A 25,023-nucleotide genomic window follows, 5' to 3' on the forward strand; every position below is an offset into this window, starting at 1 on the left:
CATCATAATAGAGATTTATAGTATAAATATAAGCTATTCGAATCAATTATTTAAAATTCCATAATTTCTTGAATTTTCGTTAAAAAGAACGTTTTCTTTAGATTTTCTTTCATTTGCTTAATATATCACACTTTATTATAATTTTATAAAGAACGAATTGTTTCTTATAATGAATATGTTGCGATTTTTTTATTACTTAAATGAAATTAAGGAGACTTGGCATGGTAGGAAACCGTATGAGGGAGTTGAGGCAGCAAAAAGGATATTCCATTAGTGAGTTGGCTGATCTAGCGGGTGTTTCAAAATCTTATTTAAGCTATATTGAAAGGGATATTCAAAAGAACCCCTCCCTTCAGTTTTTACAAAAGATCGCCATCACTCTTGAAACGGATATTGAATATTTACTTGGAAACCAGTCAAATAAAAATTCCGCAAATTCAATTGACGACGAGTGGAAGAAGCTTTTAAAAAGGGCAATCGACGAAGGCATGAGCAAGGATGATTTCATTAATTTTAGAGAGTATTTAAAATACAAAAAATGGAATAATAAAAAAAGTAAATTATAAGTTAAATGGATGAAGAGAGCTTTTTCTCTCTTCATCATACTATTCATCTTGACTAGTATTCATTACCCTATTTTTAAAACATAAAGCTTCCAGCAACCTTAATGTTTGCCCCTTAATCATGCTCTTTAGTTCCTCTTAACTTTCTAAAAAATCCCGCTTAGCATTTAGGAAAAGATGGCTTTTTCGTATTCTCTGAAGTATAATTAATTATTCACAATGCGTTTTATTTTTTACAAAACGTGCTATTTCTTAGACTTTGCCTCAACAAGAATGTAAGCGCATATTTACAAGCAATATGAGGGTACATTATAATAAATAAAGTACATACTTGCGGCACAAAGGAGGGAATACATATATGGATCGTATGTTCCGAGTACTCGGATTCTGGACAGGGATTTTTGCGGTCATGTTCTATCTTGGGGACATGAAAACAGCATCTTTATTATTTTTCGGACAAACAGGATTTTTTGTATTTTTATCTTACTTAAAACTTTCAGAACGCATGTACATTTATGTGTTTGGAGCTTATTTAACGATTTTCTTCGTAGGCTTCACATATTGGACAACATTTATGATGGTACCTGGACAGGGCGGGCATTAAAAAACAGGCATTCATGCCTGTTTTTTTATGTTTGAAAGTTTTAGTTAACCGATAATTGTTAAAACTGACTATCCATATACAGCTCCAGCGCCTTACCGTTGGTTTTTAAAGGGTGTTTTAGCTTTTCTTTTTGTTTATTTTTGCCCCAAGCTTCATCTCATGTTTAATCCCTTTGCTATGGACAAAAACATGCATATGAGAGCTGATTCCCCCTGGTGTTATCAGTGAGCGGATTTGGCGATTTCGTTTATTGATTTCGGAAAAGGGATTGGGGTCTGTTGTTTGTTCTAAATAATCCAGAATGCCTGATTCAATTAAGAAAATCTCTTGTTTATTCGAAAAAACGGTTTTCCATCCATTTTCCTCAGCCTTCTTTTGGTAGGCATCCAAATGAATATGGGTTGTTACATCCATTTCAAACGGCTTTTCTAACACATCTGCATAAAGCTGATGGTTGCTGTATCCTCTTAAGCTTCCTTTTTGATGCTGCGCGAGTGACCACTCTTTATTTGTGTACCCATAATCAATTGTCATTATGACGGCTTGATTTAGCTGGTGATTTAGCCTTTCAAGGTCAGCCGCCATTTTTATTGGTACTTCAAACCGCTGGCCATCTGATAAGGTAATCTCCTGCCAATCCAGATAATCGATAATTTCCCTCTTCTCTAACGGAATAAAATTCTCAACAAGCTCGTCATTCCTGCTTGAAACAACCACTTCATATACACTGCCACTATCTTTTACAATAATATCTACTGGATAGGCATCAAATAATTCATTTGAAAAAACAAAACCATTAAATGATTGCAGATCTTGAAATTTTGTTAACAATGTAATCTCTTGGCCGAATTGTTTTCTTAACAATTTCTGATGGAACGTGCTTTTTTCAACAGAGTAGAGGCACATCCTATTCGAAACTTCTGGAGAAAGCCGTTTGCATTCTTCCCGAAAGGAAGCTAAAAACCTGCCTTCGCCGCTCCCGATTTCACAAAAATTAGCATCAAGCTTTCCCGATTCTACCCATTGAACAAACTGCCTGGCAATTACTTTTGCAAACACTTCAGAAACATAGCTGCTTGTATAAAAATCCCCTTCTCTTCCTATTTTCTTTTTTGTTTGCTGGTAATATCCATATGTTTTATCATATAAGATCAACTCGATATAGTCGCCGTAAGGAAGATAGCCCCCAGCTTCTTTTATTTTTTCTATGACAAAAGGTTTCATCAATTAAAAGCCGTTTAGGAAAGGGTTTTGTTCCATTTCCTTTTCAATACTCGTTTCAGGGCCATGCCCAGATAAAACAATCGTTTCCTCAGGTAATGTAAGGAGCTTTTCATGAATGCTTTTAATTAATTGCTCATGATTGCCGCCGCGTAAGTCTGTTCGGCCAATACTTCCTGCAAAAAGAGCATCTCCTGAAAATACAGCCTGCGATTCTTTATGATAAAACGATACACTGCCTGGTGAATGACCAGGTGTTTCATACACAGAAAAAGTAAAATCCTGAATCGTTAACGTTTGGTCACCTTTAAGCAAGTGATCAGCCGGTTTTGCGGTAATGCCGCCTGTTAAGAAAAAAGTTGAACCATTCAGTTCAGGATTAGTCAGCCAATCTTTTTCTTCTTCATGTATGTAGACTGGAATGCACCATTTTTTCCTCACATCATCTACTCCGCCTATATGATCAAAATGAGCATGTGTTAATAAAATCGCTAGTGGATTAAGCTTCTCTTTCTGAATATATTGATTAACCTTGTCCCCTTCACTTCCCGGATCAAAAATAACACAATCTTTTTCCTTATTCGATAAAATATAGGCATTGGTTTGCAGCGGTCCTAATGGAATTTGTACCCAATTCATTCGATCACCTCATTGCAAGTTTTCTTAAAGCGTCTTACACTAATTATCATAGAAAAAAGAGCGATATGCAATGAATAGGAGATGAAAGAGTGTGGAATGTTGTTATTATGGGATTGAAATAAATTCACTTGAGGAATTCACTTCAGAATATATGTCAGATACTATTCCCAAGATTACAGAGGCAGTACATGTACTCGACAGCAGCGAGTCAATCTTTATAGTCGGAACAAAGGAAGAAAGCCAGCGCCTTGCATCATTACTTCAAAACAAGAACATGTACGAAGACACCTATGAACTAATAAAATTAGATGAACCTGTTAAAAAGGGCTGCTTTGAAGATTTCAGTATTCAAACCAATTCAAATCATTATTATTTACTAAATGAGCTAGTTGCATATTTTAAAATTGCCAGTGGTCAGGAAATACAAAAAGAAATGGCAATGCTGCAATTTGATGAACATTTAATTGCAATGGACAATGGTTATTATTTTGTAGAAAAATCACTTTTAGAATTGATAGAGAATATTTCCAAGGCATATGAAATTGAGGTTGTGTTTTATCTCGACAAATATTATGAAAACGATTAAACTAATAGAAGGAATGATTTATTTATTAAGGGCAATACATAGGTAAGGGGGCTTTTAAAAAATGGGATTAGTTATTATATTTGGACTGGTTACTTTATTGGCAGTTTATGCTGTCTATCGCACCATTAAAGACAAAAACTTGCTTGGATTTGCGTTCGCTTTTGGTACACTTGCTGTATTCGGCTGGTTTACGGTCATGACAATTATAGAATCCGGTTATCCAACTGTGCATTAAAAAACCTTGGCAGCGGCCAAGGCTTTTTTAATGGTTTTTCAATTTATGGTTTCGTTATTTATTCATTGCTTGCTTAACGCTTTGAAGCTTGCTTTCCATCGTTGATTTTTTGTCGCGGCGGTCATCTATTCTCAGATTGGTGGCCACTCGTTTAATCCCTTTTTGAAAAGGGGCCTCGTGAATCGCTTGAACGACTTGAAATAAATCTGACAGCTCCCCTTCGATAATCGTATTCATCGGCGTTAGCTGATAGCGGATTTTCCCCTCAGATTCAAACCCCTTTAAAATAGTTTGAATTTCTGCCACATACTCACTTACACTTGGCCCTTCTGTACCTATTGGAATAACCGTTACATCGACAATTGCCATAAATAAGCTCCTTTCTATGCAGTCCCTATCTATTGATGTTTAAAAGATAAATAAAGTGAAGAGGTGTAGCTCACTCTCCTCAAGTAGAACCAAAGATCTCAAAAGGATGATCAATGTTCAAATCCAACAACATTTACATTAACATCCTTTAATGAAGGTTGATAAATGGTGTGATTTCTTTGCTCTTCAAATGAATCATTTTTTCTAGTGTAGGTCCAAAGAGTAATACTTCTCGAGTCGGTGAAAGTTTTAGGTTTCCATGTTCGATGCTCTCAGCAATGACCTCTTTCGTTCCATCTTTCAAATTAAATTTTACTAAATTGAAGCTTGTTTGCGAATCATTTACATCAAAGGTATAAAAATCCCTGTTTTCCGCATCATATTCGAACTCCGGCAGTACCCAGCCTGAATAATCTGGTAATAGCTTCAAATCAAATGATGCAATTTTATTTTGAGTACCTTTTTCATTGAAAGTTATTATCCCATTATTTGACTTTTCATCCTTCACCTGAATCGATAATGTTACATCCTCAAGGATCGCAAAATCAATCATACTTTCTCCTAACAAAACTTCTTCTTTGCTTTCAAGGTCATAACTGAATAAAGGAGCTGTTAGCTGCGGCTCCTCCTCATTCCATTTCAAGTAGGACAAGGTTGTATGGTTGACCCATTGAACAAATGGGACTTTTACCGGATTTTTTTGTTGCTTTCCTGTTAGTGTATCAATTAAGTATGTTTGAAATGTCCAATCTTCATTAAAAGAAGTAACGTACAGTTGATTAGCGTTTTCAATATTCCAGCTATATTGAAGCTCAAATGATTGGAAAGTACCCTTGTAGAGTTCATCCTTTGAAAGCAAATCGATGATCGCGAGCTCAGCTTTATTTGTTGAAGGACTTGTATGCACCAGCAATTGATTTTGTTTTTTATTAACCTGCATATTCACAATTGGGGCTTCTGTTTCCAGATAAAGTTCTTTTTTTCCTGTTAACACATTATACAAATAAACAGCTGAGGCATTTGTTTGGTTTTCTATAAGCAAAACCGTTTTTTCGTCATACCAATCAATGACAGAGTGAAAAATTCCTGCACTAATATCAATAGGTACAATTTCTCTTTTCTGAAACAAAACCGTTTCTTTATTTTCTTCCTCAACTGACTCTTCTGTTTGAATCTTTTCTTCTGCTTTTGTTTTTTCAAGTTGATGAGAAGACTGACAACCGGCTAAAACAAAACTTAAAGCAAACAAGATCATAATACTTACTCTCATCAACACACCTCTTTCACGAACTTATCTCTCTCTTAAATATGACGTATAAGAGGACTTAATAGTTTCAATTTACATGTATAAAGTTGACCAAAAAATACCTTTACTTTTTGAATAAATTTCATCAAATTGTTCGATGGGTAGAGGGTTAACACCCAGACCTAATTCAACTGTATATCCTGGCTTTTTATATTTATATACAAACCAGTCTCGAAATCCTGCATGACTGTCTATATTACGAATTGCTTTATATCCGCTATTAATTGAAAACTCCCTGACAATCATTTCAGCTTCAGGAGGTTCACAATTTAAATATCCCCAATAAATTTCCTCCCCTTGCGTGTGGAAAGCAACAATTCGGTCAAACGCGTATCTAGTGACTAGATCGGCCATTGTGATTGCTTCTGGTTCTGTAAGGGGAGCTTCACCAGGATAATCTCGATTTGCCGGTTTCTTTGGAATTTTGCGTTCTTTTTCAATTTCCCAGTATGCCGGGTATTGGTTATTTAAATCTACTCCTTGAATATTTGCTTTCCACTCTGAGAAATCCTCTGAACCATTATTTATTTCCAGCACCTTTTTATGAAAAGGTGCATCAGGCGGAGCTCCATGAATGGCTAGATTTACGCCGTCTGGATTAACCATAGGGACAAAGGATAAGGTTGTATCTTTATATAGCTCATAAGAAAAATGACTGCCGTATGACCCATTGCACACAACGGAAAATAAATAGTCATCAAGCCATCTCATCATTACAGCTGTTGTAATCCATTCATTCCCATGAAAAGCGCCGTTCATATGGATTTTTTTTGGACCGTGACCAATCACTAATTCATAAATTGGATTTCCCAATACACTAGTTCCAATTACATTTTGCCTAATGAATGGATATGCTGCAGTAAGAAGCTCAAGGTCATCCTCCAATGAAGCCAGATCGTAGTTCTTCTTTGTATCGAGAAAAGGGCACCCTAAACGGGTAATATTTTCTTCAAAAAAAGAATCCATCCTATTTATCATATTCCTGGATAGATCAAATTTCGAAGAAAATGACTCAAAGCATAAAGGAATTTCAATCACTTCACCCTGGATTGCCTTTTCATTTTGAAGCTGTGGATTTAAATCCTTTAACAGTTCCATAGCTAGGTTATATTCCTCAGCAATTCTCTTTAATTCTATATCCTTTTTTAAGGTCACTTTCATCTTCATCAGCCTCCCCCTCTAGTTTATGTAGGAAGCAGCGTCAACTTGTAGTCAAACAAGAAAAAAGCTTTGCACTAAAATGAATAGTCGGCCGGCTTACGAAAAGGCTGCGTTTGATTTTTAGGAGGATTGCGTGCATACAAGGGCTAGAACAACATTCCAAAAAGTGAACCTTTTATCAGTCAGGATCAAGGCAATGGTAATTTCAACAGGAGGACGGTTTAATTAATCACTCTCTTTACAATTTGAGACTTTTGATCCAAGCAGATCTCTAAAGGTGGTAATTCCAATGTATCTTGAAAATTTGAGCCATGTTGGTTTTACTCGGTATAATTGCACTGTTACCCGAATATTTGCACCATTATCGGGATATTCGCACCGTTATCGGACTAAGTTCAATCTTTCTCATAATAAAAGTGCCTCCCGTCAAGGAGACACCATTTATATATGTTTATTCTTTTTTTGAAGAGTCAGCTGGTTCAGATCCATCTTTATTTTCGGTCTTTGCTCGATCTTTTTCATAAAACCTGAGTAAGTCACCATAAATGATCTGATCTGAGTAATTTAATTCTTGTTTCGCTTTTTCTTGATATTGTTCGCATGAGCCATCTTCAATTTGTTCCCCAGTTTCACGGTTATAACATTGGCCGTCTGTATAAACACTTTCGCCTGTTATAAAGCTTCCATCACGCAATACAGTAAATGGATTTGGGTCTTCGGAAAACATATCATTACCAAATTGAATTTGGTCTTTCGTGTCAATTCCTAATAAATTCATTAAAGTTGGACGCATATCAATTTGTCCAGTTGGCTTTGAGAATGTTTTTGGTTCTTTATCAGTAACACCAGGAATGTGCACAATAAAGGGAACACGCTGTAATTGAACTTCTTCGTATGGTGTTACTTCCTTACCTAGAAATTGGGACATTGCTTCATTATGGTTTTCAGAAATACCATAGTGGTCACCATACATAATGATAATTGAGTTTTCATACAACCCTTCTGCTTTCAATTTATCAAAGAAACGTTTTAAAGCTTCATCTTGATAACGGACAGTTGGGAAGTAATTGTTTAATGTTTTACTGTTTGAGTCATATTCGTCAATCATTTTGTCCTCTTCATTTAGTTCAAATGGAAAATGATTCGTTAACGTAATCATTTTTGTATAAAATGGCTGAGGCAAGTCCTTCATTAAATCAACAGATTGTTCAAAGAACTCTCCATCCTTTAACCCCCAGCCAACAGAATTTTCTTCGGTAACATCATAACTATTCACATCAAAGAATTTATCATATCCAAAAGACTGATACATGATATCACGATTCCAAAAGCTTTTATTATTAGCATGCATGACAGAAGAATGATAGCCATGCTCTTTAATGATTTCAGGCGTTGCTACATAATCGTTATTTGAGTTAGTGAAAAAAACAGCTCCGCGACCCAATGGATACAGGGAATTATCTCCGATAAATTCAGAGTCAGACGTTTTCCCTTGCCCTGTTTGATGATAAAAGTTATCAAAGTAATAACTTTCACCAATTATGTCATTTAGAAATGGGGTAATTTCTTGACCGTTCACTTTTTCATTTACAACAAAGCTTTGTGTAGATTCAAGTGAGACCATAATTACATTTCTGCCTTTAGCAATGCCCTTCATATCTTGATTGGGCTCTTTCTGGTTGGCATTTATATAGTTTTCAATTTCTGTAAGGCTGTTGCTGTCTGCTAGGGCACGCTGCGCTGAAGTTCTTGATTGTAATATTCCATCATATATGTGAAAGTTAAAAATACTGATATTTTTAACAAGCACTTCTCTGTCAAAAGAACGAGTCAACAGTTGGGAACGTTCTGTCTCAGCTAACCCTAAATTAAAGAAGAAAACAGCCGCAACTAAAAGATAAAAAGCAGATTTTTCTTTACGGGTTGTGCGAATGTCCGTTCTAAAACTCGGTGTTCTTTTATAAAGCCAGATTAAAACAGCAATGTCGACAACCAACAGTAGGTCTGTCCATTCGAATAAGCCTGAAATACTGCTTCCTAAGTCGCCCATATTACTTGTTTGGAATAGTACTGGTATGGTGAGGAAATCATTAAAGAAACGGTAGAAAACCATATTAGCTAATAGGATGAAAGTAACAACAATACTTGCTCCGATAATATATCTGTTTCGATTCCGTTCTTTCATCAATAAACCGATACCGAAAATGAATAATAAAAAGCTCAATGGGTTAATAAATAAAATAAACTCTTGCATAAAATTTTCTATTTTTATATTAAAGCTAGTTTTATAGACGACATATGTTTTTATCCACATTAACACAGTCGCAATGAGTAAAAACGATATTTTCGAAAATGAATTTTTACGCATTCTTTTTCCTCCTCTTACGGTAGAACCTGCGGAACAACAAACGATTTTTCTGTTTTTGTTTTTTAAAGTTAACAATTTCCATAAATTAGGTCTCATACAAAACAACTAAATCATATCTTAATACTTCTTTTACAAAAAATCAATATTTTTTAATACTGAGCTTACATTCAAATGATAGAATAGTATATGTCCTATGTTTTCTTACCCAATATTAGACGTGTTTAAACAAAAAAAGTTTCGATTTTATTAAAAGTAAAAATATTATGAATATTCTAATGTAAATGTTGAACAAATGTATAGAAGTAATTTGACTTATTTTATTGTTCCCCTGCATATTCCAAAATATCTAGATTCCAGGAATATGCCTATATTTTCCATTTTTGCAACATCTTTACTATCCCCTTCTAAAAGTAGAATAGATTTTTTCTCCAAGAACGAAAAGTTTAGAAGCACTAGTATGAACTCGAGCCGATGGCGCCTGGAGCTGGACATCGATAGCTAACTTTAATTTATTAAACTTCCAAAAACGAAAAAAGAACTGCTGGACGCAGTTCAATTTCTCTTGAGACTTATCGAGAGAATTTCGTTTTCGCTAGCCATGCGCCGCCAATTACACCTGCATCATTGCCTAAAGTGGCAATAACAACATTTGCAGCTTTGGCAGCTCGTGGAAATGCGAAGTTTTTAAAATGGTTTTCCACTTTTTCGCGCAATATTTCTCCTGCTTTTGAAACTCCTCCACCAAGTACAACTTTTTCCGGGTTTAATCCACTTGCCAAGTTGGCAATAACCAGACCTAAATGAAAAGTTATGTATTCAACAATTTCATTAGCAAGCGGGTCCCCGTTACCTGCTTCTTCAAAGACATCCTTTGAAGTTACTGCCCCATTCTCCTCTAACAATCGATGTAAGGAGCTTTTATTATTCGTTTTTTCTATTTTTTCCATCGCAATTCGAACAATGCCAGTAGCAGAAGATATTGTTTCTATGCATCCCGTTTTACCGCAGTTACAAGGAGCTCCCCCTTCCGGAATAGAGGTAATATGACCAATTTCTCCTCCTGCCCCATTTATGCCATGGATAATTTCGCCGTTCGAAATAATTCCTCCGCCGACTCCTGTTCCGAGTGTAATAAAAATGAGATCTCTGGCACCATCTCCGGCCCCTTTCCACATTTCACCTAATGCTGCAAGATTTGCATCATTGTCAATGACTGAAGGAAGCCCCGTTTCCAGCTCTAAATGATCTTTTAAAGGATAGTTTTCCTTCAATCCAAGGTTTACTGTTTCATATATTACCCCTGTTTCAAGGTTTACAGGTCCTGGTGCCCCCATTCCAATACCAATAAGTCGTGATTTTGGTTCGTTTAATTCCAATAATTTCGCATCTATTGCCTTAGCAATATCTGTTGTAATATTTTCCCCTGATTTATCAGTAGGGATTTCCCATTTCACAATTATTTCCCCATAATGATTAGTAAATGCCATTTTAATTGTTGTACCCCCAAGGTCAACACCTACATACCATTTATCTTCCAAATTCCTCACCCTTTTTTGTAATAATTAAGAAACCGTTTGCATTGTTTGCATTAAGACAAACTATCCCGCAGACGCTGAGCCTCTTGCCTTAAAAGAAGAATTGCCAACTGATACTCTTTAGATTCAATTAACCTTGTTTGATACAATTGAACAATTTCCACTTCCATCAGTTCAAGATCTGAAAGCCGGTCCCCTATGTAAATAAAAATACCATATTTTTTTAACAGCTGCTGAACATCATATACCGTTTTCATTTTATCACCAATTTTAATCATTCTCTACAAAATAAGTATAAACTAAAGTTTTTCAGCGTCAAGAAGGAAAAATGCCTTTATGAAGAAAAAGCGAAAGTGGATTGAAAAGGAATAGCCTAAGCACCAGACACAAACCCTTGGTGGTTGAACCTTAAGTTTTCTGGTCTAGGAAAATGAAGCTGCATCCATACTTAGTTAAATACGATTTTAAAATAAAGAAAACCAGACTTCTCGATATCGCTATAGAAAAGTCCGGCATTTCAGCTTATTCCTTTTATCGGTCAGGGTCCTGTGGATGCAAATACCTTGGTCTTCGGTTTTTTAAAGGGATTGGCGCTCTAATAAAGACATCTCTAATCGCCCGATAATTAAACGGGATAAAGGGCCATAAGTATGGGACATTAAATGATTTAAGGCGAGCAAGCATCAAAACCCACAGGAAGATTCCGATAACAAAACCGTATATTCCGAAAAATCCGGTTACTACCAGTAAAACCATCCTTACAATACGGTTTGCCATTCCAAGTTCATAACTAGGGGTAGCGAACGTTCCGATTGCTGCAATAGAAAGGTACAAAACCACTTCATTTGAGAAAAGGCCAACTTCAACTGCAACTTGACCGATCATAAGCGCTGCAACCAGTCCTAATGCTGTAGCTAACGAGGATGGGGTGTGGATAGCTGCCATCCTCAGCATATCTATTCCTATTTCAATAAATAAAAATTGAAGTAAAAGCGGCACTTTACCAGCTTCGTTGGGGCCAATAAAGGCAAGTGGGTCAGGCAATAGGTTAGGATTATCCGCAAAAATATACCAGAGCGGGAGAAGAAAAATAGCCGCAAAAACCGCTAAAAATCGAACCATTCGCAAATATGCACCAGTTATCGGTTTATTCCTGTACTCCTCTGCATGCTGAAGGTGATGCCAAAAAGTCGTCGGAGTAATCAATGCACTAGGTGAACCATCAACAAATATGATGACATGCCCCTCATAAAGATGGGCTGCAGCTGTGTCAGGCCGCTCTGTATAACGGACAAGCGGATAAGGATTCAGATGGTGGCCTGCAATAAATTCCTCCAATGTCTTTTCTGCCATTGGCAAACCATCTGTATCAATGTTTTGCAGAGATTTCTTCACATCTTCCACATGCTCTAGATCTGCTATATCTTCTAAATAACTTATGACAACATCTGTTTTTGATCGTCTTCCGATCTGAATATATTCCATCCTGAGAGAACGATCACGGACTCTTCTTCTTGTCAGAGCAGTGTTAAAAACGATTGTTTCTACAAAACCGTCTCTAGACCCTCTGACAACCCGTTCAGTGTCAGGTTCCTCTGGTCCTCTAACCGGGTATGTTCTGGCATCAATAACAATCCCCTGCTCCACTCCATCAACTAAGAGAACGGTTGGACCAGCAAGCACTGTGTCAACAATTTTTTCCAGATCATCTATCGTATCAATTTCAACATATGGAATATATGTTTTTATCAACTTATGTAATGGACTTTCCTCTATATGTTCAGGTAATAGCTGAGCTAAAAATTTCATTAAATAGTGTAGAATATCGTCTTTTACGAATCCATCAATCATAAATAAGCTCATGTTCCTGCCTGCATACTCAACATCAAGCTCTATAACATCAAAGCTTTTGCCTACGCCAAGCCTTTCTTTTAGATAGGCTCTATTTTCACTTAATTCACTTAAAACAGGATGTTTCAGCTTATCTTTACTCATCGATTTACTCCAATCTTTTAACAAACAGTTCAAAAATAAGCTTTGACATCCATTTGGAAAAACATACCTTGAATATAGGAAAACTTCTATCAAGAATAATCATCGGGAGTAAGTGGGAGGGTGTAAAAAATTACTTTTTACGTGTTAAAAATCAAAATGGAACGGGCACTGATCCTATTGGCAGTTCCGTTCCATTTATTTTTATAGCAAATGACTTTTCCCATTTAAAAGTATTAACCTGTTGAGCAGCCGTAACAATTTATTCAGAAATTAAGCTGACTCCAGCGCGGTTTTATAACTTTTATAAAGTTCATCATCTGGTTTAATTTCTAAAGCCTTATCCAATGCTTCCTCAGCTTTATCAACTTTGTTTTCCCTAAGATAGATTAGATGCAAATTAAAATAAGCTTGATGGAAAGTCTGATCTCTTTCTACCACAGTCAACAAATTTTTTTTAGCATTATTTATTTCTCCGAGCTGAAGTTCTGTATAGGAAAGTAAAAAAACGATTTGAACAGGTGCTTGTTCATTTTTACTCGCTTCCAAGAGAAGCTCTTTAGCCTCTTCAAATTGCTCCTGCTCAACTAGCTCTTGGGCTCTCGATAAAGCAACTGCTGGATAAGCTGATACGTGTTGAGAAAAACCAAAGTAAGCAAGTCCGCCAAATAACGCAGCAGTTAATAGTAGACCAAGCAGTCTGCCGCTAACATTCGAATTATTTGGAAGCTGAACTAGAATAGCTGCTGCAAATCCTCCAATCAATCCCCCTATGTGACCAGCATTGTCTACAACCGGCACGATAAAGCCGATCGACAAATTAATAGCAATGACAATGATAATGCTTGAACCCATTGTTCTGAAAAATAGCTTTGGTTTTTTTATTCCTAAAAATAATAATGCGCCAAAGCACCCAAAAATAGCACCGGATGCTCCTGCTGAAACAGATTGGCTAAAAGCAAAGCTTGCAAGTGATCCAGCAATACCCGCGATAAAATAAATGAGTAAAAATCTAAATGAACCATAAATTTTCTCGACGGCACTTCCTATGTACAATAAAGCCAATGTGTTCATAAATAGATGGATCATCCCAATATGCAGGAAAATTGGTGTAATAAGACGCCACCATTCCCCTGTTAAAATAAGCGGATTATATTTTGCGCCAAAACGGACGAGCGTTTCCGTGTTCTGGCTGCCGCCAAAAAGCTCAAGCAAAAAAAACATAATAACTTGAATCCCAATAAAAAAATAAGTGAAGATTGGTTTACCGAACTCAAAAACCTGTCTTTCTTCATTTACTCTTTGTGAGTGGTGTTGCTCAACTTCATTCTTTAAGCCTTGAATGTCACTATAATCAATGTCTTTCCCTTGATCAACCAAAAGATGTGCAAGCTGTACATGTAAATATTCCTCAAGATCCTCAAGTTTTTCCCTTTGAAACTCTGATGCAATCAGCTCTGTCTTTAACACTGTTTTATTGAAAGTTATCGGCCTTTGAAACTCTTCATGCCAATCATCTACAGGAAGATATGTGGTGACATAAACATTTAAAATGTTCAGATCTCTTCTACCTGTTTGCTTGCGGATCTTTTCAAATTCCTGACCGGCCGATTGGGCATCCTGTCTTAAAGAATGGCTCCAGTCAATGTCTAGCCGTTTCAGGCGGATTAACTGAAATTCCTTTACTTTTACAGGCTCAAGCCATACTTCCTGATGGTCGTTCGATAAATTAATCAATTGATAATCATGTTTAATTATTAATTCTCTAATTAATTCCCAAAAAAAATATTCTTGTTTTAATAACATAAATTGATACGCTCCGTATCCTTTTTCTTCATTATACCAAGCAATGACAATTTACAGAAGTAAAAGCATACAGTCCGGTATTTACATTACCCCTGATGATTGTTTCTTATAGTAAGAAAATTCTATTCCTTAGGGGACAAGGAAGAACCTTAAAGCAAGTTGTTCTTTAACCCTCTTGAAGGATTCAATTGTGACATAGGCTCCTACAGCGCTTGGAGCTAACTTTCATACCCTTCATAAAAATAACCAGACTCCCATTGGAAGGCTGGTTATTTTTACAATTTATTGAAATACCCTATGAACAAACTTGTCACGTAAATAAGGTATTCTTAACGAAGAATGGATAAAAAACCGCCGGATACTTCTCTGTCCTAAAATAAAGTTGACTAACTGATATCTGTACCTATAAGCAAACATACTTCCTATAAGCAGGATTAAAATAGTATTCATTTTTCGCACTTTTCATCCCTCCTACAGTTACTGTTTGTTTAAATAAGTTTTTTTATGCTGTCCACCACTCAGATTGAAAACTTTTTTAGAATGAATAGCTTTTTGTCGACAAAAGGAAGTCGAGCTGACAGGAAGGCAGTGATCTCTCCATTTTAGGCAGATTTGTTTATGATCTCAAAGCATACTTAAAAAATCCTATACTTTAAAGGAAAAACCAAATCCTATGATCACTGCAGCCACTATTGAAACAAAGTTCACTACATCATTATTGAAGATCGAAATCCCAGATATCTTCCTGCCATGAACTTTGCAATGAACAGGATTCTCAGTTACCTTTTTACATGAGGAACAGAGGTACTTCACTTGTAATATTCCGCCAATTATTGTATCAATTAAATTTCCAGCAAAACCAAAGACCATTATCAACACAAAGGCAAGCACAGTTATATCTGTTACGATCAAAGCCAAAATAGCTATGAAAAAAGAGCCGCTTAAACCTGCTAATGTCCCAAGCAAAGAGACAGCACCTGATGTTCCCCGTTCGACCTGTTTTAATGTGAACATCATTCTAGGATTACCTTTACTCAATGTCCCAACTTCACTTGCCCAAGTATCAGAATTTGCAGCCGCAAGAGAAATAGAAAATAAAAAAAACCATATATGTGATGGAGCCATTACTTGAAAAATACTAATAACCGCTGGAACCCCTCCGTTTGCAAGTACTTGAACATAGTCCCTTTTATCACTTTTTGCCAATAATTGTTCCACAGATTTTTTCTTCTCTCTTTTGAATTTACTTAAAAGGCTTGAGCTTACAAAGAATGCTCCTAACAACAGAAAACCTATCCAGCAAAATCCAAGGAAAATACTACATCCTACAAAGAAAGCTGCAGCAGCCCCGCTTTTAGTTAAGGAATGGGCGCGGTAGCCTCCATATGAGATAGCCAGGCTAAACAAAGAACCAACCAGCATATCCCAGCCATTCATTGACAAGAGATCACCTCATGTTCTGTTATAATTTTTCTAACCGGGATGTCATGGTCTTCTATTGGCAAATCATCGACAAGCTGGCAAGATAATCCTAAAGACAAAGTTATCCCTTGAAAGTCAGCTAAATATCGATCATAGTATCCACCGCCATAGCCAATACGAAAACCGCTTTTATTAAAGCAAACCCCTGGAACGATTAGTAAATCAATATCTTGAGGCTGAATAAGTTCTGTTTTTAATTCAATCGGCTCCTTTAATCCAAAATAAATGGTTTCAAGCTCATCTTCATGTGTGAATTTGCGAAAGTTCATCTGTTTCGTAACGGGGTTGCATCTTGGAAGGCATACTATTTTTCCCTCTTCCCATGCCTTATTAATTAAAGAAAAGGTAGGAATTTCCCGATTTCGTGCAAAAGTAACTCCAATTGTTGCTGCATTTTTCCATTCTGTTGTATGATATAAGTTATGTAAAACTCTTTCCGTTAATTGGTTAAATATAGGTTGTTTATACTCTTCTAATTTTTTTTTCACATTTTCACGAAGCTTCTTTTTGTTCACTTTCTCCTCACTCCTTCCATCACCTTTTATTAAGTTCAATTTAACTCACTTTATTAATAATGCTAGAAAATATGAGAGTTAGTGTTTACTGAATCTATATTTGCTTGGTTTTGATAATCCATCTAATTTCCAGGCTAATCGTTAGGATGATTTTTAGCAAATAAAAAGATGACTATAGGATTCTCTTTAGTCATCTTTAGCTTGCATTATTTTGTTTCACGGTGCGTTGTCATTTTATTATCACGTGAACAATATTTTTTTAATTCCATACGATCTGGATTATTTCGCTTGTTCTTTTTAGAAATATAGTTACGTTCGCCGCATTCTGTGCAAGCTAGTGTAATGTTTACACGCATGATTTTCCCTCCAAACTGGATAAACAATAATGAATCAGACCTAACTATAATATCACTATTCGCCTGGGAATTCCACTTTATTTTATTTTTTCTCACTCTTAGAGATTGGTTTATTTTTTTTGATACTGCATAATCTTTTTGATATAGTATTCTGCCGTTTGTTTTGCATCCACCCATTCATCTGCATGTGAATAGATGTTTAAAAACGGTTTTTCTATATCAGGTGAGATTACTGTCCAATTCTTGCTGGAATGGACAAATTTCAGTCCTTCAGCTGTATCAGAGTACCATTCTTCGTGTTCTTCCAATAGCTTTCGCATGACAGTTCCTTTTTTCTCAATCGGACACGGGGCATATTCTCGAAGAACATGTGATGTTTGGGCAGATTGGTGGATAGATGAAATTGAAGTAAATTGCTGCTGCAACGTAGACATAAGTTTTAGAAAGAAAAAGATGCCGTCATACTTCCAATATAATGGTGATCCGGCTGCCTCCATTTGCTCTCTGACATTTTGTGAGACTAATTGAATGGTTTTACCCGAATTTACAGCATATGATTGGAGGTGATTAGAGCTAGTTACCGGCAAGTAAATGTCTTGGTTTTGATCTTGCCTGCATGTATATATGTAGAGGCTTAAGAGCTGATCTTCAGTTAATAGCTCTCCGTGTTCATCCATTATTTTCAGAACCTCGCCTGTTCGATCAAAAATGAAGATACCATCTACTTTCATTTTTATATCCTTTACACTTTTGAATTCAATGAAGGAAAACCGTTGATGTGAGAGAATTTTTCGTGTTGGAATGATGGAATGGTTGATGATTCCATAGGTTGGAGTGTTACTTGGCAGCATTGGTTCTTTTTTTACAGCAGAAAAGTAATCGGCAATAAGGTGATAATAAGGGGTTACCTCTCCAAATTTCTGGGATCTTCTGATATTTTCGGTCGCGTAGCCATTTTCTATTTTTCTTTCAAAGCTGTGGTCAATAGGATAACCATTCTGGTCATAAAAATGAATCGTCATTTCATTCCTCTCGTTTTTAAACAAAAAGATGCCATATTGAACATTTTGATGATGATAGCAGCCAAAACGAAAAATTGGTTTTGTCATTGGTTCAGTGCTGTCAACGATATCAATGCCTGTAGTTCGAAGTACTTGTTTCATTAACTCTTTCATGATGAGGGCAAAATCATCCTCATCAGATCCTATTAATATCGTTGCATTTTTTTCAATACATCCGGCATAAGTGAGACTTAACTTTGTAATAAAATCAGGGGTAATCGTCATATTCGCAATTCCCTTGATCCCATTTTTTCCAAACAGCTTTGATGACCATGACAAGCTTGTGAGTACAGAATCATGCACAATCGTCTCTGCTTCGATGACTTTGTTTGGCCATATTCTTTTGTTCTCTTTAATAAGAACATGCTGCTCTAAATGAACATGTTCACCAAGGACAGATCGTTCCATTACTTTTGAAGAGTGAGAGAGAATCGCATGGTTTGCAATAAGGGCTTGTTGAACGTGACAGCAGGACTGTAAATGAACATGATCCCATACAATTGATTTTTCAAGAAATGATTGTTCTCCAATGTAGCTTGAATTCCCAATAACTGTAAATGGACCGATCGAACAATTTTCTTCCACATGTGTATCCTTGCCAATATATATTGGTCCGTTTAACTTCACCCGCTCGCTTATAAAAACCCCATCTTCCAGCCAAATCCCTGAAGCTACTTCAATCCCTTTTAATTTTAGACTTGTTTTTTTCTGCAGCAAATCCCTTTGGGCTTCCTCATATTGGGCAAATGTTCCAATATCCCGCCAATACCCTGTTTCTTTATAGGCAGAAATTCGGATCCCTTTCTTCAAAAAGATAGGAAAGATATCCTGACTAAAATCCGAGGGCTGGTCTTCTGGAATAAATCTGAAAATATCCGGATTAAAATAGTATATTCCTGTATTTACTTCATCACTTTTGACCTCGTTCCAACGAGGTTTTTCTGTTAAATCTGTTATAAGGTGCTCCTTATCTGTTTGAACAACCCCATATTCAAGCGGGTGTTTAAAAGATTTTGTTACAATTGTTGCGATTGTATCCTTGCTCTGATGAAAAGACATTCCTTTAGATAAATTGAAGTTCATTAATGCATCGCCGCTAACTACTAAAAAAGGTTCTTTTAAATAGGACTCTAGCATTTTGACACTTCCGGCTGTTCCAAGAGGAAAAGGATCCTCTGCAAAATGGATGTTAACTCCCCATTTTGATCCATCCTCAAAATGTCTTTTAATCATTTGACTTAAATATTGAACAGTAATATAAATTTCGGTGTAGCCATGTACTTTTAACAATTCCAATGTATACTCCAAAACCGGCTTATTTAAAATGGGAACCATTGGTTTAGGGAGGTGGGAAGTTAATGGAAGCAACCTTTTCCCTTCCCCCCCTGCAAGGATGACTGCTTTCATAGTAAAGTGATCAACCCCTTATTTTAATACATGCTTGTAAACAGCAATAACCGTATGTACGAGATCCTTCCATTGAAAATCGTTCATGACTGTCTCATACCCCTTTTGACCAACCTGCTTTGCAAGATCTGTATGTTTGATGACGAATTGAATAGTATCATCTAATCGCTGACTTCCAACATAGGAAAAAATAAAACCATTCTGTTGATCCTTAATCCATTCAGTCCATGCGCCTTTATCTGACACAATTAAAGGCGTTTTCATCATTAAGCTTTCTAAAGCAACAATTCCAAATGGTTCGTAATAACTTGGATAAACGGACGCAATTGCATTCTGTAATAGTATATTTCGCTCTAGCTCATCGATAAAACCAGTAAATATGACTCGTTTTTGAATATGATATTTTTCGATTATTGTTTTATAATTCTCTATCCATGGCCCCTTTCCTGCTATAATTAGATATAAATCGGGCCATTTTTTATGTATTTTGGCGAATGCTTCAATTAAATAGTGAATTCCTTTTTCTTCAACAAAACGGCCCATTGTAAAAAGATAGGGATTTTGGAAATGATATTTCTTTAATATATGCTTTGCAGAAGACGGGATTTCAAAATTTTTTGGGTCTATTCCATTATGGATGATCGAGAGTTTGGATGGCTCTAAAGAAAATTGGTTTAATACCTCTTCTTTCATCTGATTACTGCAAACAATAATGGAAGAGGAGCTAGTAATTAGTTCACTTTCTAAATGATGAATGGCTTTTTCTATAGCAGAAGTAATTTTCCCTTTTCTTCCTTTTTCGGTAGCATGGATTGTTGAAACTAAAGGAATATTCATAATCTTACTCAAATAGATTCCTGCATTTGCTGTTAGCCAATCGTGAGAATGGATAATGTCAAATTCTTCATTAAGAGAGACAGCTTCTTGAATAAATGCAAAGTTTACATTTAATGACCATTCAATACGATCTTTAAAGAATTCTTTAGGGGGTATTGTTCTAATGATCCGACAATCATGCTTGTATTCAGTTTCTCTTTTGTTCTCTTTATGGAGCGTTAATACGGTTACTCGATGACCTTCTTGGCTTAAAAATCTAGACAGATCGGATACATGTCTCCCAAGTCCTCCTTCAATAAAGGGTGGGAATTCGGTTGATAAAAGTAAGATGCGCAATCGACTATCATGCATTAGCTTTCATCCTTTTGAATTAATGGCTGTGGAATTAGGCTTAATATCTGTTTTGAATATCATTAACTCCTCTATGTTATTGGAGTTGTTTTTATAAAGCTATATACTTTTTAATGTTTGTAAATTAATTCTCGTATGTAGTATATGCTGAAAAATTGCTTTCTTGGTGATTTGAAGTTAACAGGTCCGACCATGAAAGGCTGTCATCCACTTGATTTACAGGGAGGATTATTTCGTTTGAACGAGAAATGGTTATAGAGTGGTTTAATGAATTATACAGTAGTAATTCTCCATAATAGGTGAACTTTCCTTGAAGGTTGGTAACAGATAAGGAGTTTTGTCCGGATGGGATGTATAAATCTTGAAATTTTTGTTCATTGTTTGTTTTTTGAAATAAACGGAAAATCATCAAAAGGTCGCTTTCTTTTAGCAAAAATTCCACAGCAGAAGAAGTCGCTAGAGAGACATTCCAATAACTATATATGGTTTTTTCATTTTTAGGCAAGATTCTGAGCCAATCTTCCCCAAAATCTGGATTGCCAGTATACATAGCCTTTATTCTCCCTTCTATTTCCTACCTTTAATGTACTTAATGATTTCGCACAAAGCAATCTTTTCTATGAAAAAACAAAAACACAAGTTACTATTCCTTCTGTGACGAGAAGTATAACCAGCAAACAGACGTTATGTAACCTTCACTGACAGATTCGCTTTATGCTATTGAGGCAAATCCCGAGAGATAACAGTTTTTACACGATTTTTCATTAATCTGTCTACACTTTTTGGAACTAAAACAAAGGAAAATGTTAAAAGTTCTACGAAATTTGTCGAATATATGATATAAATAATAAGGGAACTTAAGAATAGAAGGTGGTTAAAATGGAATTTGTTATAGCGGCTTTATTCCTCATCAGTATTGTCCTAATTGGATTATCTTTTTTCCAAAGAGATTCCTTTAAAGAACTTGAACAGGACGTTGACACCCTGCAGCTTTCAGCCATGCAGGAAATTTATAAATTAAAAAAGAAAGTTCGCGTACTTGAAGAAGAACTGCTTCCTAGTGAGGTTGTTATTTCAAATACCAAAAGCAATATTGATCAGCATACAGTTCGCCAAATCCTTTCAAAATACGAAAATGGGATGTCAGTTGATGCAATTGCAAAAGCAGAACATGTAACAAAAGAGGAAGTTAACATGATCATCAAGCAGAATGAGAGGGTCTTAACATGAGTAAGACCGGTTTTCGAGCCTTTGCAGCAGGTATGATATTATCAACATCTGTTTTAGCAGCCACTTATTTTCTATTTGAAAAAGAAAAAAAGGCTGAAGATGTTGACGTAAAAAGAGAAGTAGGTGAAACTGACATTTCTAGTTACTTAAATAAAAATGATCAAATTGCAGTTGCAAAAAAAGAATACGATGAATTAGTTGGTTACAAGGAAACGGCCATCAAGCTTAAGGCTGAACAAGAAAAACAACCTTCTGATGGAAGCAACCAAGAAAAAGAAGAAAAGCCTCCAAGTGCAAAATACAAACTGACAATCAGCGATGGAATGAGTACAGGTGATGTCTCTAACATCCTTGAGCAAGAAGGAATTATTAATTCGGCATCTGATTTAAATGCCTATCTGATAGAAGCAAATTACCATACTAAAATTCGATCTGGTTCTTACGAGCTATCAAGAGGCATGAGCTTTAGAGAAATTGCTAATGTATTAACAAAATAAGAAACGGAAAGCTCACGGCCCCTTGAACAGCCCCCTCAGGCTGGACAACAATAAAAAACTTTAATAAGTTAATACTCTGACCAACTGGAATTTACTAAAACTATAAAAAATCGAAGGCCGCTAAGCCTTCGATTTTTTATGTATTTAAATCATAGTGTCTCCCTTTTACTAGGTAAAAAACACTTTCCGAAATATTTGTTGCATGATCAGCTGTTCTTTCTATAAAACGACATATAAACATTAACTGTGAAATCTGTTGAAGGGACCCTTTATGATCAGGCATCAGATTCAATAGATCTTTTATTGTTTCACCGTATAATTCGTCTACTTGATCATCAATATCTGCAACTCTTTTAGCTAGAACCACATCTTCCTCATTATATGCTTTAATCGAAGAGGAAAGCATTTCTGTTGCGATTGCATGCATTTTTTTGATATGGTTAATTGGTTTTACAAGCGGTTCCTTACCGATTCGAATCGTTGATTTTGAAATATTTACAGCAAAATCAGCCATACGTTCAATATCAGATGCTATTTTAATCGCAACTATAATTCTTCTTAAATCTGTAGCAACAGGTTGTTGTTTAGCAATTAATAAAATAGCAAAATCATTAATTTCTTCTTCAAGGCTGTCTACATTTGTATCTTCCTCAATTACTTGTAAAGCTAAATCTATATTTTGATTTTCCAAAGCATCTATTGCTTTTCCAAGAGCTATTTCAGTAAGACTTCCTAGTTCTATTAATTTTTGTCTTAATGTATTTAAATCAAATTCAAATTTTTCCCGTACCATAATAACTCCTCCTTTGTTAGTAAAAAACTGTTCGAAATAATGCTCAAGAAATGTGTCTTGAACAGTCTGTGTAAGTTAAAGATAAACTCTGAAAGAAAGCGCAAACAAAACTTGTCCAACCTAAAACAAGCTTAAGGGAAGTCTCCCAAAAAAGCTGTCTTTACTTTTATGGGATAACTGGGCTAGTTTGCACGAAGATGCAACTATAAACTGTCCGGAAACGACGATGTGTACGCCCCTGGTCCAGCACATCAGCAACTTCCGTCCGTCTTAGGTGGATACGTTAATTCCTTAAATTCAATCATTCTTTTAGCGGTTCTTAACTATATGGAATATCAAAAGCCGTGCGAGCCCAGATAGGCGCACGACTTCATCCATCTAAAGTTTACCCGAAACGGCCTGTAATATAGTCTTCTGTTCGTTTGTCAGAAGGATTTGAAAAGAGCTTATTTGTTTTGTCATATTCAACAACCTCTCCATTAAGGAAGAAAGCTGTACGGTCAGAAATACGAGCAGCTTGCTGCATGTTATGTGTAACAATGATGATACTGTAGTTCATTTTTAATTCTTGAACAAGCTCTTCTACTTTAATTGTAGATATCGGGTCAAGTGCAGATGTAGGTTCATCCATAAGGATTACATCAGGTTCGATAGCTAAGCAACGCGCTATACAAAGGCGCTGCTGCTGGCCGCCTGATAACCCATATGCATTTTCTTTCAGGCGATCTTTTACTTCATCCCAAATCGCTGCACCTTTAAGACTTGTTTCAACAATCTCGTCTAGAATTTTTTTATCTTTTATTCCATGAATTCTAGGACCGTAAGCAACATTATCATAGATAGATTTAGGAAAAGGATTTGGCTTTTGAAAAACCATTCCAACTTGAGTACGGAGTTCTTCTACACCATAAGACTTCTCAAAAATATTTTTACCGCGGTATAGAATTTTACCCGATGTTTTAACAATAGGAATCAATTCTACCATACGATTTAATGTTTTAATGTATGTGGATTTCCCGCATCCTGATGGACCGATTATCGCAGTCACTTCATTTTCATATATATCTAAATCAATATTTTTTAGAGCCTGATCCTTTCCGTACCAGAGGTTTAGATTGTCTGTCTTATATACAACACTTTTCTTTTTATCTGTTGCATCCTGATTTTGCTCTCTCTCCATTATTTTCACTTCCATTTTGAAAGCCTCCTTCATCCTATTAAAGACTTTTAATAACGATTTGAATACTTATTTCGAATCGCTACAGCTACTGAGTTCATAACGATTAAGAATATAAAAAGCACGATGATACCAGCTGCAGCAACATCCTGGAATTCGGCCTGAGGTCTTGAAGCCCAGTTATATATTTGGATCGGCATTACGGTAAATGTACTCATTACACTTTCAGGGAGAAAATTAACAAAAGCAAATGCTCCGACTACAAGTAATGGTGCAGTTTCTCCTATTGCACGTGAGAAGGCTAATATACTCCCCGTTAAAATTCCAGGAATAGCAGCAGGCAGGACAATTCGATATATAGTCTGCCATTTTGATGCACCCATTCCATAAGATGCTTCTCTCAAATGCCCTGGCACTGATCTGATCGCTTCTTGGGAAGCTACAACGATGACAGGTAAAATAAGAAGCGCCATCGTTAAACCACCTGCCAAAATACTACGTTCAAATCCAAAAAAACGAACAAACACTGTTAAACCAAGCAATCCAAAAACGATTGACGGAACGCCGGCTAAATTTGAAATGTTAGTTTGAATAATAGCATTAATTTTATTCTTTTTCGCGTATTCTTCCAGATAAATAGCCGTTCCCACACCAAGAATCAATGAGACAGGGATGGTTACTCCCATTAACCAAATTGATCCCACTAGTGCCGCTTTAATTCCTGATCGTTCCGCTAGACGAGAGGGAAAGTTCTGGAAAAATTCTGGTGTTAAATAGCCAATTCCTTGAGTGAATATCCGATATATTAAGATTGCAAGTACAATAAGCGAGATTGAAGTAGCAATCAAAAACAAAATTTTAAAGAATTTGTTTTTTAATAAACGTCCGCCCATTTTTCTCGCTACTATTTGCGGATCTACCAATTGCCTCAT

General features: G+C 36.0%; 25 protein-coding genes. 6 read left to right on the forward strand and 19 right to left on the reverse strand.

Annotated features, from left to right (window positions below; all coding sequences use genetic code 11):
- Positions 1–221: 221 nt before the first annotated feature.
- Together IC621_RS01400 and IC621_RS01405 are read left to right on the forward strand one after the other, a co-directional pair.
- Positions 222–566, forward strand: a complete 345-nt coding sequence (locus IC621_RS01400) for a helix-turn-helix domain-containing protein (RefSeq protein ID WP_191154961.1) — start codon at positions 222–224, stop codon at positions 564–566.
- 355 nt (positions 567–921) lie between these two features.
- Positions 922–1,167 carry a DUF2626 domain-containing protein gene (locus tag IC621_RS01405; protein ID WP_191154963.1) on the forward strand — a complete coding sequence of 82 codons (246 nt, stop codon included), beginning with the start codon at positions 922–924 and terminating at the stop codon, positions 1,165–1,167.
- Between the two features lie 117 nt (positions 1,168–1,284).
- Here IC621_RS01405 and IC621_RS01410 read toward each other — a convergent pair whose 3' ends face one another.
- Positions 1,285–2,391 (reverse strand): SAM-dependent methyltransferase, encoded by a 1,107-nt coding sequence (locus IC621_RS01410; RefSeq protein WP_191154965.1) that lies wholly within the window; start codon positions 2,389–2,391, stop codon positions 1,285–1,287.
- Positions 2,392–2,394: 3 nt separating this feature from the next.
- A complete protein-coding gene (locus IC621_RS01415) occupies positions 2,395–3,027 on the reverse strand; it encodes an MBL fold metallo-hydrolase (protein WP_191154967.1) in 633 nt (210 codons plus the stop codon).
- 91 nt (positions 3,028–3,118) lie between these two features.
- On the opposite strand from IC621_RS01415, the gene IC621_RS01420 reads away from it, so the two are divergent.
- Positions 3,119–3,613 (forward strand): hypothetical protein, encoded by a 495-nt coding sequence (locus IC621_RS01420; protein WP_191154969.1) that lies wholly within the window; start codon positions 3,119–3,121, stop codon positions 3,611–3,613.
- A 61-nt stretch (positions 3,614–3,674) separates the two neighbouring features.
- Complete coding sequence (locus IC621_RS01425; protein ID WP_191154971.1) at positions 3,675–3,848, forward strand: DUF2759 domain-containing protein; 174 nt, start codon at positions 3,675–3,677, stop codon at positions 3,846–3,848.
- A 54-nt stretch (positions 3,849–3,902) separates the two neighbouring features.
- Here the strand turns inward: IC621_RS01425 and IC621_RS01430 are convergent, their stop codons facing one another.
- From IC621_RS01430 to IC621_RS01495, 14 genes are all read right to left on the reverse strand, one after another.
- Positions 3,903–4,217 (reverse strand): MTH1187 family thiamine-binding protein, encoded by a 315-nt coding sequence (locus IC621_RS01430; protein WP_191154973.1) that lies wholly within the window; start codon positions 4,215–4,217, stop codon positions 3,903–3,905.
- 148 nt (positions 4,218–4,365) lie between these two features.
- Positions 4,366–5,487, reverse strand: a complete 1,122-nt coding sequence (locus IC621_RS01435; protein WP_191154975.1) for a YqgU-like beta propeller domain-containing protein — start codon at positions 5,485–5,487, stop codon at positions 4,366–4,368.
- Between the two features lie 69 nt (positions 5,488–5,556).
- Complete coding sequence (locus IC621_RS01440) at positions 5,557–6,690, reverse strand: M14 family metallopeptidase (protein WP_224752242.1); 1,134 nt, start codon at positions 6,688–6,690, stop codon at positions 5,557–5,559.
- A 445-nt stretch (positions 6,691–7,135) separates the two neighbouring features.
- Positions 7,136–9,052, reverse strand: a complete 1,917-nt coding sequence (locus IC621_RS01445; protein ID WP_191154977.1) for an LTA synthase family protein — start codon at positions 9,050–9,052, stop codon at positions 7,136–7,138.
- Positions 9,053–9,621: 569 nt separating this feature from the next.
- Entirely contained in the window at positions 9,622–10,590 is a 969-nt protein-coding gene (locus tag IC621_RS01450) for an ROK family glucokinase (protein WP_191154979.1), read from the reverse strand.
- A gap of 50 nt (positions 10,591–10,640) precedes the next feature.
- Complete coding sequence (locus tag IC621_RS01455; RefSeq protein WP_191154981.1) at positions 10,641–10,844, reverse strand: YqgQ family protein; 204 nt, start codon at positions 10,842–10,844, stop codon at positions 10,641–10,643.
- 274 nt (positions 10,845–11,118) lie between these two features.
- Positions 11,119–12,582: a spore germination protein gene (locus tag IC621_RS01460; RefSeq protein WP_191154983.1), complete on the reverse strand. Its 1,464-nt coding sequence runs from the start codon at positions 12,580–12,582 to the stop codon at positions 11,119–11,121.
- A gap of 270 nt (positions 12,583–12,852) precedes the next feature.
- The gene (locus IC621_RS01465; RefSeq protein ID WP_191154985.1) at positions 12,853–14,385 is read right to left on the reverse strand and encodes a rhomboid family protein; all 1,533 of its coding nucleotides are present in this window, start codon (positions 14,383–14,385) and stop codon (positions 12,853–12,855) included.
- A 645-nt stretch (positions 14,386–15,030) separates the two neighbouring features.
- The gene (locus tag IC621_RS01470) at positions 15,031–15,822 is read right to left on the reverse strand and encodes a DUF92 domain-containing protein (RefSeq protein ID WP_191154987.1); all 792 of its coding nucleotides are present in this window, start codon (positions 15,820–15,822) and stop codon (positions 15,031–15,033) included.
- Entirely contained in the window at positions 15,819–16,382 is a 564-nt protein-coding gene (locus tag IC621_RS01475; protein ID WP_191154989.1) for a 5-formyltetrahydrofolate cyclo-ligase, read from the reverse strand. The genes IC621_RS01470 and IC621_RS01475 overlap by 4 nt, the downstream gene beginning before the upstream one ends.
- A 206-nt stretch (positions 16,383–16,588) precedes the next feature.
- Positions 16,589–16,738 (reverse strand): 50S ribosomal protein L33, encoded by a 150-nt coding sequence (rpmG, locus tag IC621_RS01480; RefSeq protein ID WP_191154991.1) that lies wholly within the window; start codon positions 16,736–16,738, stop codon positions 16,589–16,591.
- A gap of 110 nt (positions 16,739–16,848) precedes the next feature.
- A complete protein-coding gene (locus IC621_RS01485) occupies positions 16,849–19,206 on the reverse strand; it encodes a sugar phosphate nucleotidyltransferase (RefSeq protein ID WP_191154993.1) in 2,358 nt (785 codons plus the stop codon).
- A gap of 18 nt (positions 19,207–19,224) precedes the next feature.
- Positions 19,225–20,394: a glycosyltransferase family 4 protein gene (locus IC621_RS01490; protein WP_191154995.1), complete on the reverse strand. Its 1,170-nt coding sequence runs from the start codon at positions 20,392–20,394 to the stop codon at positions 19,225–19,227.
- 124 nt (positions 20,395–20,518) lie between these two features.
- Positions 20,519–20,944 (reverse strand): DUF4912 domain-containing protein, encoded by a 426-nt coding sequence (locus IC621_RS01495; protein ID WP_191154997.1) that lies wholly within the window; start codon positions 20,942–20,944, stop codon positions 20,519–20,521.
- A gap of 329 nt (positions 20,945–21,273) precedes the next feature.
- On the opposite strand from IC621_RS01495, the gene IC621_RS01500 reads away from it, so the two are divergent.
- Positions 21,274–21,624: a hypothetical protein gene (locus tag IC621_RS01500; RefSeq protein ID WP_191154999.1), complete on the forward strand. Its 351-nt coding sequence runs from the start codon at positions 21,274–21,276 to the stop codon at positions 21,622–21,624.
- Positions 21,621–22,121 carry an endolytic transglycosylase MltG gene (locus IC621_RS01505; RefSeq protein WP_191155001.1) on the forward strand — a complete coding sequence of 167 codons (501 nt, stop codon included), beginning with the start codon at positions 21,621–21,623 and terminating at the stop codon, positions 22,119–22,121. Before IC621_RS01500 ends, IC621_RS01505 begins: the two co-directional genes overlap by 4 nt.
- Positions 22,122–22,257: 136 nt before the next feature.
- Here the strand turns inward: IC621_RS01505 and phoU are convergent, their stop codons facing one another.
- The 3 genes from phoU to pstA form a co-directional block, all read right to left on the reverse strand.
- Entirely contained in the window at positions 22,258–22,917 is a 660-nt protein-coding gene (gene phoU / locus IC621_RS01510) for a phosphate signaling complex protein PhoU (RefSeq protein ID WP_191155082.1), read from the reverse strand.
- 382 nt (positions 22,918–23,299) lie between these two features.
- A complete protein-coding gene (pstB, locus tag IC621_RS01515; protein ID WP_191155003.1) occupies positions 23,300–24,109 on the reverse strand; it encodes a phosphate ABC transporter ATP-binding protein PstB in 810 nt (269 codons plus the stop codon).
- A gap of 32 nt (positions 24,110–24,141) precedes the next feature.
- Positions 24,142–25,023 carry a phosphate ABC transporter permease PstA gene (gene pstA, locus IC621_RS01520; protein ID WP_191155005.1) on the reverse strand — a complete coding sequence of 294 codons (882 nt, stop codon included), beginning with the start codon at positions 25,021–25,023 and terminating at the stop codon, positions 24,142–24,144.

Origin of the sequence: Metabacillus arenae, from assembly GCF_014773385.1 — a bacterium.
GTDB classification, from domain to species: Bacteria; Bacillota; Bacilli; order Bacillales; family Bacillaceae; genus Metabacillus_D; species Metabacillus_D arenae.

Coding starts and splice junctions, on each gene's coding strand:
- IC621_RS01425 (WP_191154971.1), top strand. CDS start 3,675: ATGGGATTAGTTATTATATTTGGACTGGTTACTTTATTGGCAGTTTAT.
- IC621_RS01505 (WP_191155001.1), top strand. CDS start 21,621: ATGAGTAAGACCGGTTTTCGAGCCTTTGCAGCAGGTATGATATTATCA.
- IC621_RS01445 (WP_191154977.1), bottom strand. CDS start 9,052: ATGCGTAAAAATTCATTTTCGAAAATATCGTTTTTACTCATTGCGACT.
- IC621_RS01435 (WP_191154975.1), bottom strand. CDS start 5,487: ATGAGAGTAAGTATTATGATCTTGTTTGCTTTAAGTTTTGTTTTAGCC.
- rpmG (WP_191154991.1), bottom strand. CDS start 16,738: ATGCGTGTAAACATTACACTAGCTTGCACAGAATGCGGCGAACGTAAC.
- IC621_RS01430 (WP_191154973.1), bottom strand. CDS start 4,217: ATGGCAATTGTCGATGTAACGGTTATTCCAATAGGTACAGAAGGGCCA.
- IC621_RS01500 (WP_191154999.1), top strand. CDS start 21,274: ATGGAATTTGTTATAGCGGCTTTATTCCTCATCAGTATTGTCCTAATT.
- pstA (WP_191155005.1), bottom strand. CDS start 25,023: ATGAGGCAATTGGTAGATCCGCAAATAGTAGCGAGAAAAATGGGCGGA.
- IC621_RS01460 (WP_191154983.1), bottom strand. CDS start 12,582: ATGAGTAAAGATAAGCTGAAACATCCTGTTTTAAGTGAATTAAGTGAA.
- IC621_RS01400 (WP_191154961.1), top strand. CDS start 222: ATGGTAGGAAACCGTATGAGGGAGTTGAGGCAGCAAAAAGGATATTCC.
- pstB (WP_191155003.1), bottom strand. CDS start 24,109: ATGGAAGTGAAAATAATGGAGAGAGAGCAAAATCAGGATGCAACAGAT.
- IC621_RS01405 (WP_191154963.1), top strand. CDS start 922: ATGGATCGTATGTTCCGAGTACTCGGATTCTGGACAGGGATTTTTGCG.
- IC621_RS01440 (WP_224752242.1), bottom strand. CDS start 6,690: ATGAAGATGAAAGTGACCTTAAAAAAGGATATAGAATTAAAGAGAATT.
- IC621_RS01495 (WP_191154997.1), bottom strand. CDS start 20,944: ATGTATACTGGCAATCCAGATTTTGGGGAAGATTGGCTCAGAATCTTG.
- IC621_RS01490 (WP_191154995.1), bottom strand. CDS start 20,394: ATGCATGATAGTCGATTGCGCATCTTACTTTTATCAACCGAATTCCCA.
- IC621_RS01485 (WP_191154993.1), bottom strand. CDS start 19,206: ATGAAAGCAGTCATCCTTGCAGGGGGGGAAGGGAAAAGGTTGCTTCCA.
- IC621_RS01410 (WP_191154965.1), bottom strand. CDS start 2,391: ATGAAACCTTTTGTCATAGAAAAAATAAAAGAAGCTGGGGGCTATCTT.
- IC621_RS01455 (WP_191154981.1), bottom strand. CDS start 10,844: ATGAAAACGGTATATGATGTTCAGCAGCTGTTAAAAAAATATGGTATT.
- IC621_RS01415 (WP_191154967.1), bottom strand. CDS start 3,027: ATGAATTGGGTACAAATTCCATTAGGACCGCTGCAAACCAATGCCTAT.
- IC621_RS01470 (WP_191154987.1), bottom strand. CDS start 15,822: ATGAATGGCTGGGATATGCTGGTTGGTTCTTTGTTTAGCCTGGCTATC.
- IC621_RS01465 (WP_191154985.1), bottom strand. CDS start 14,385: ATGTTATTAAAACAAGAATATTTTTTTTGGGAATTAATTAGAGAATTA.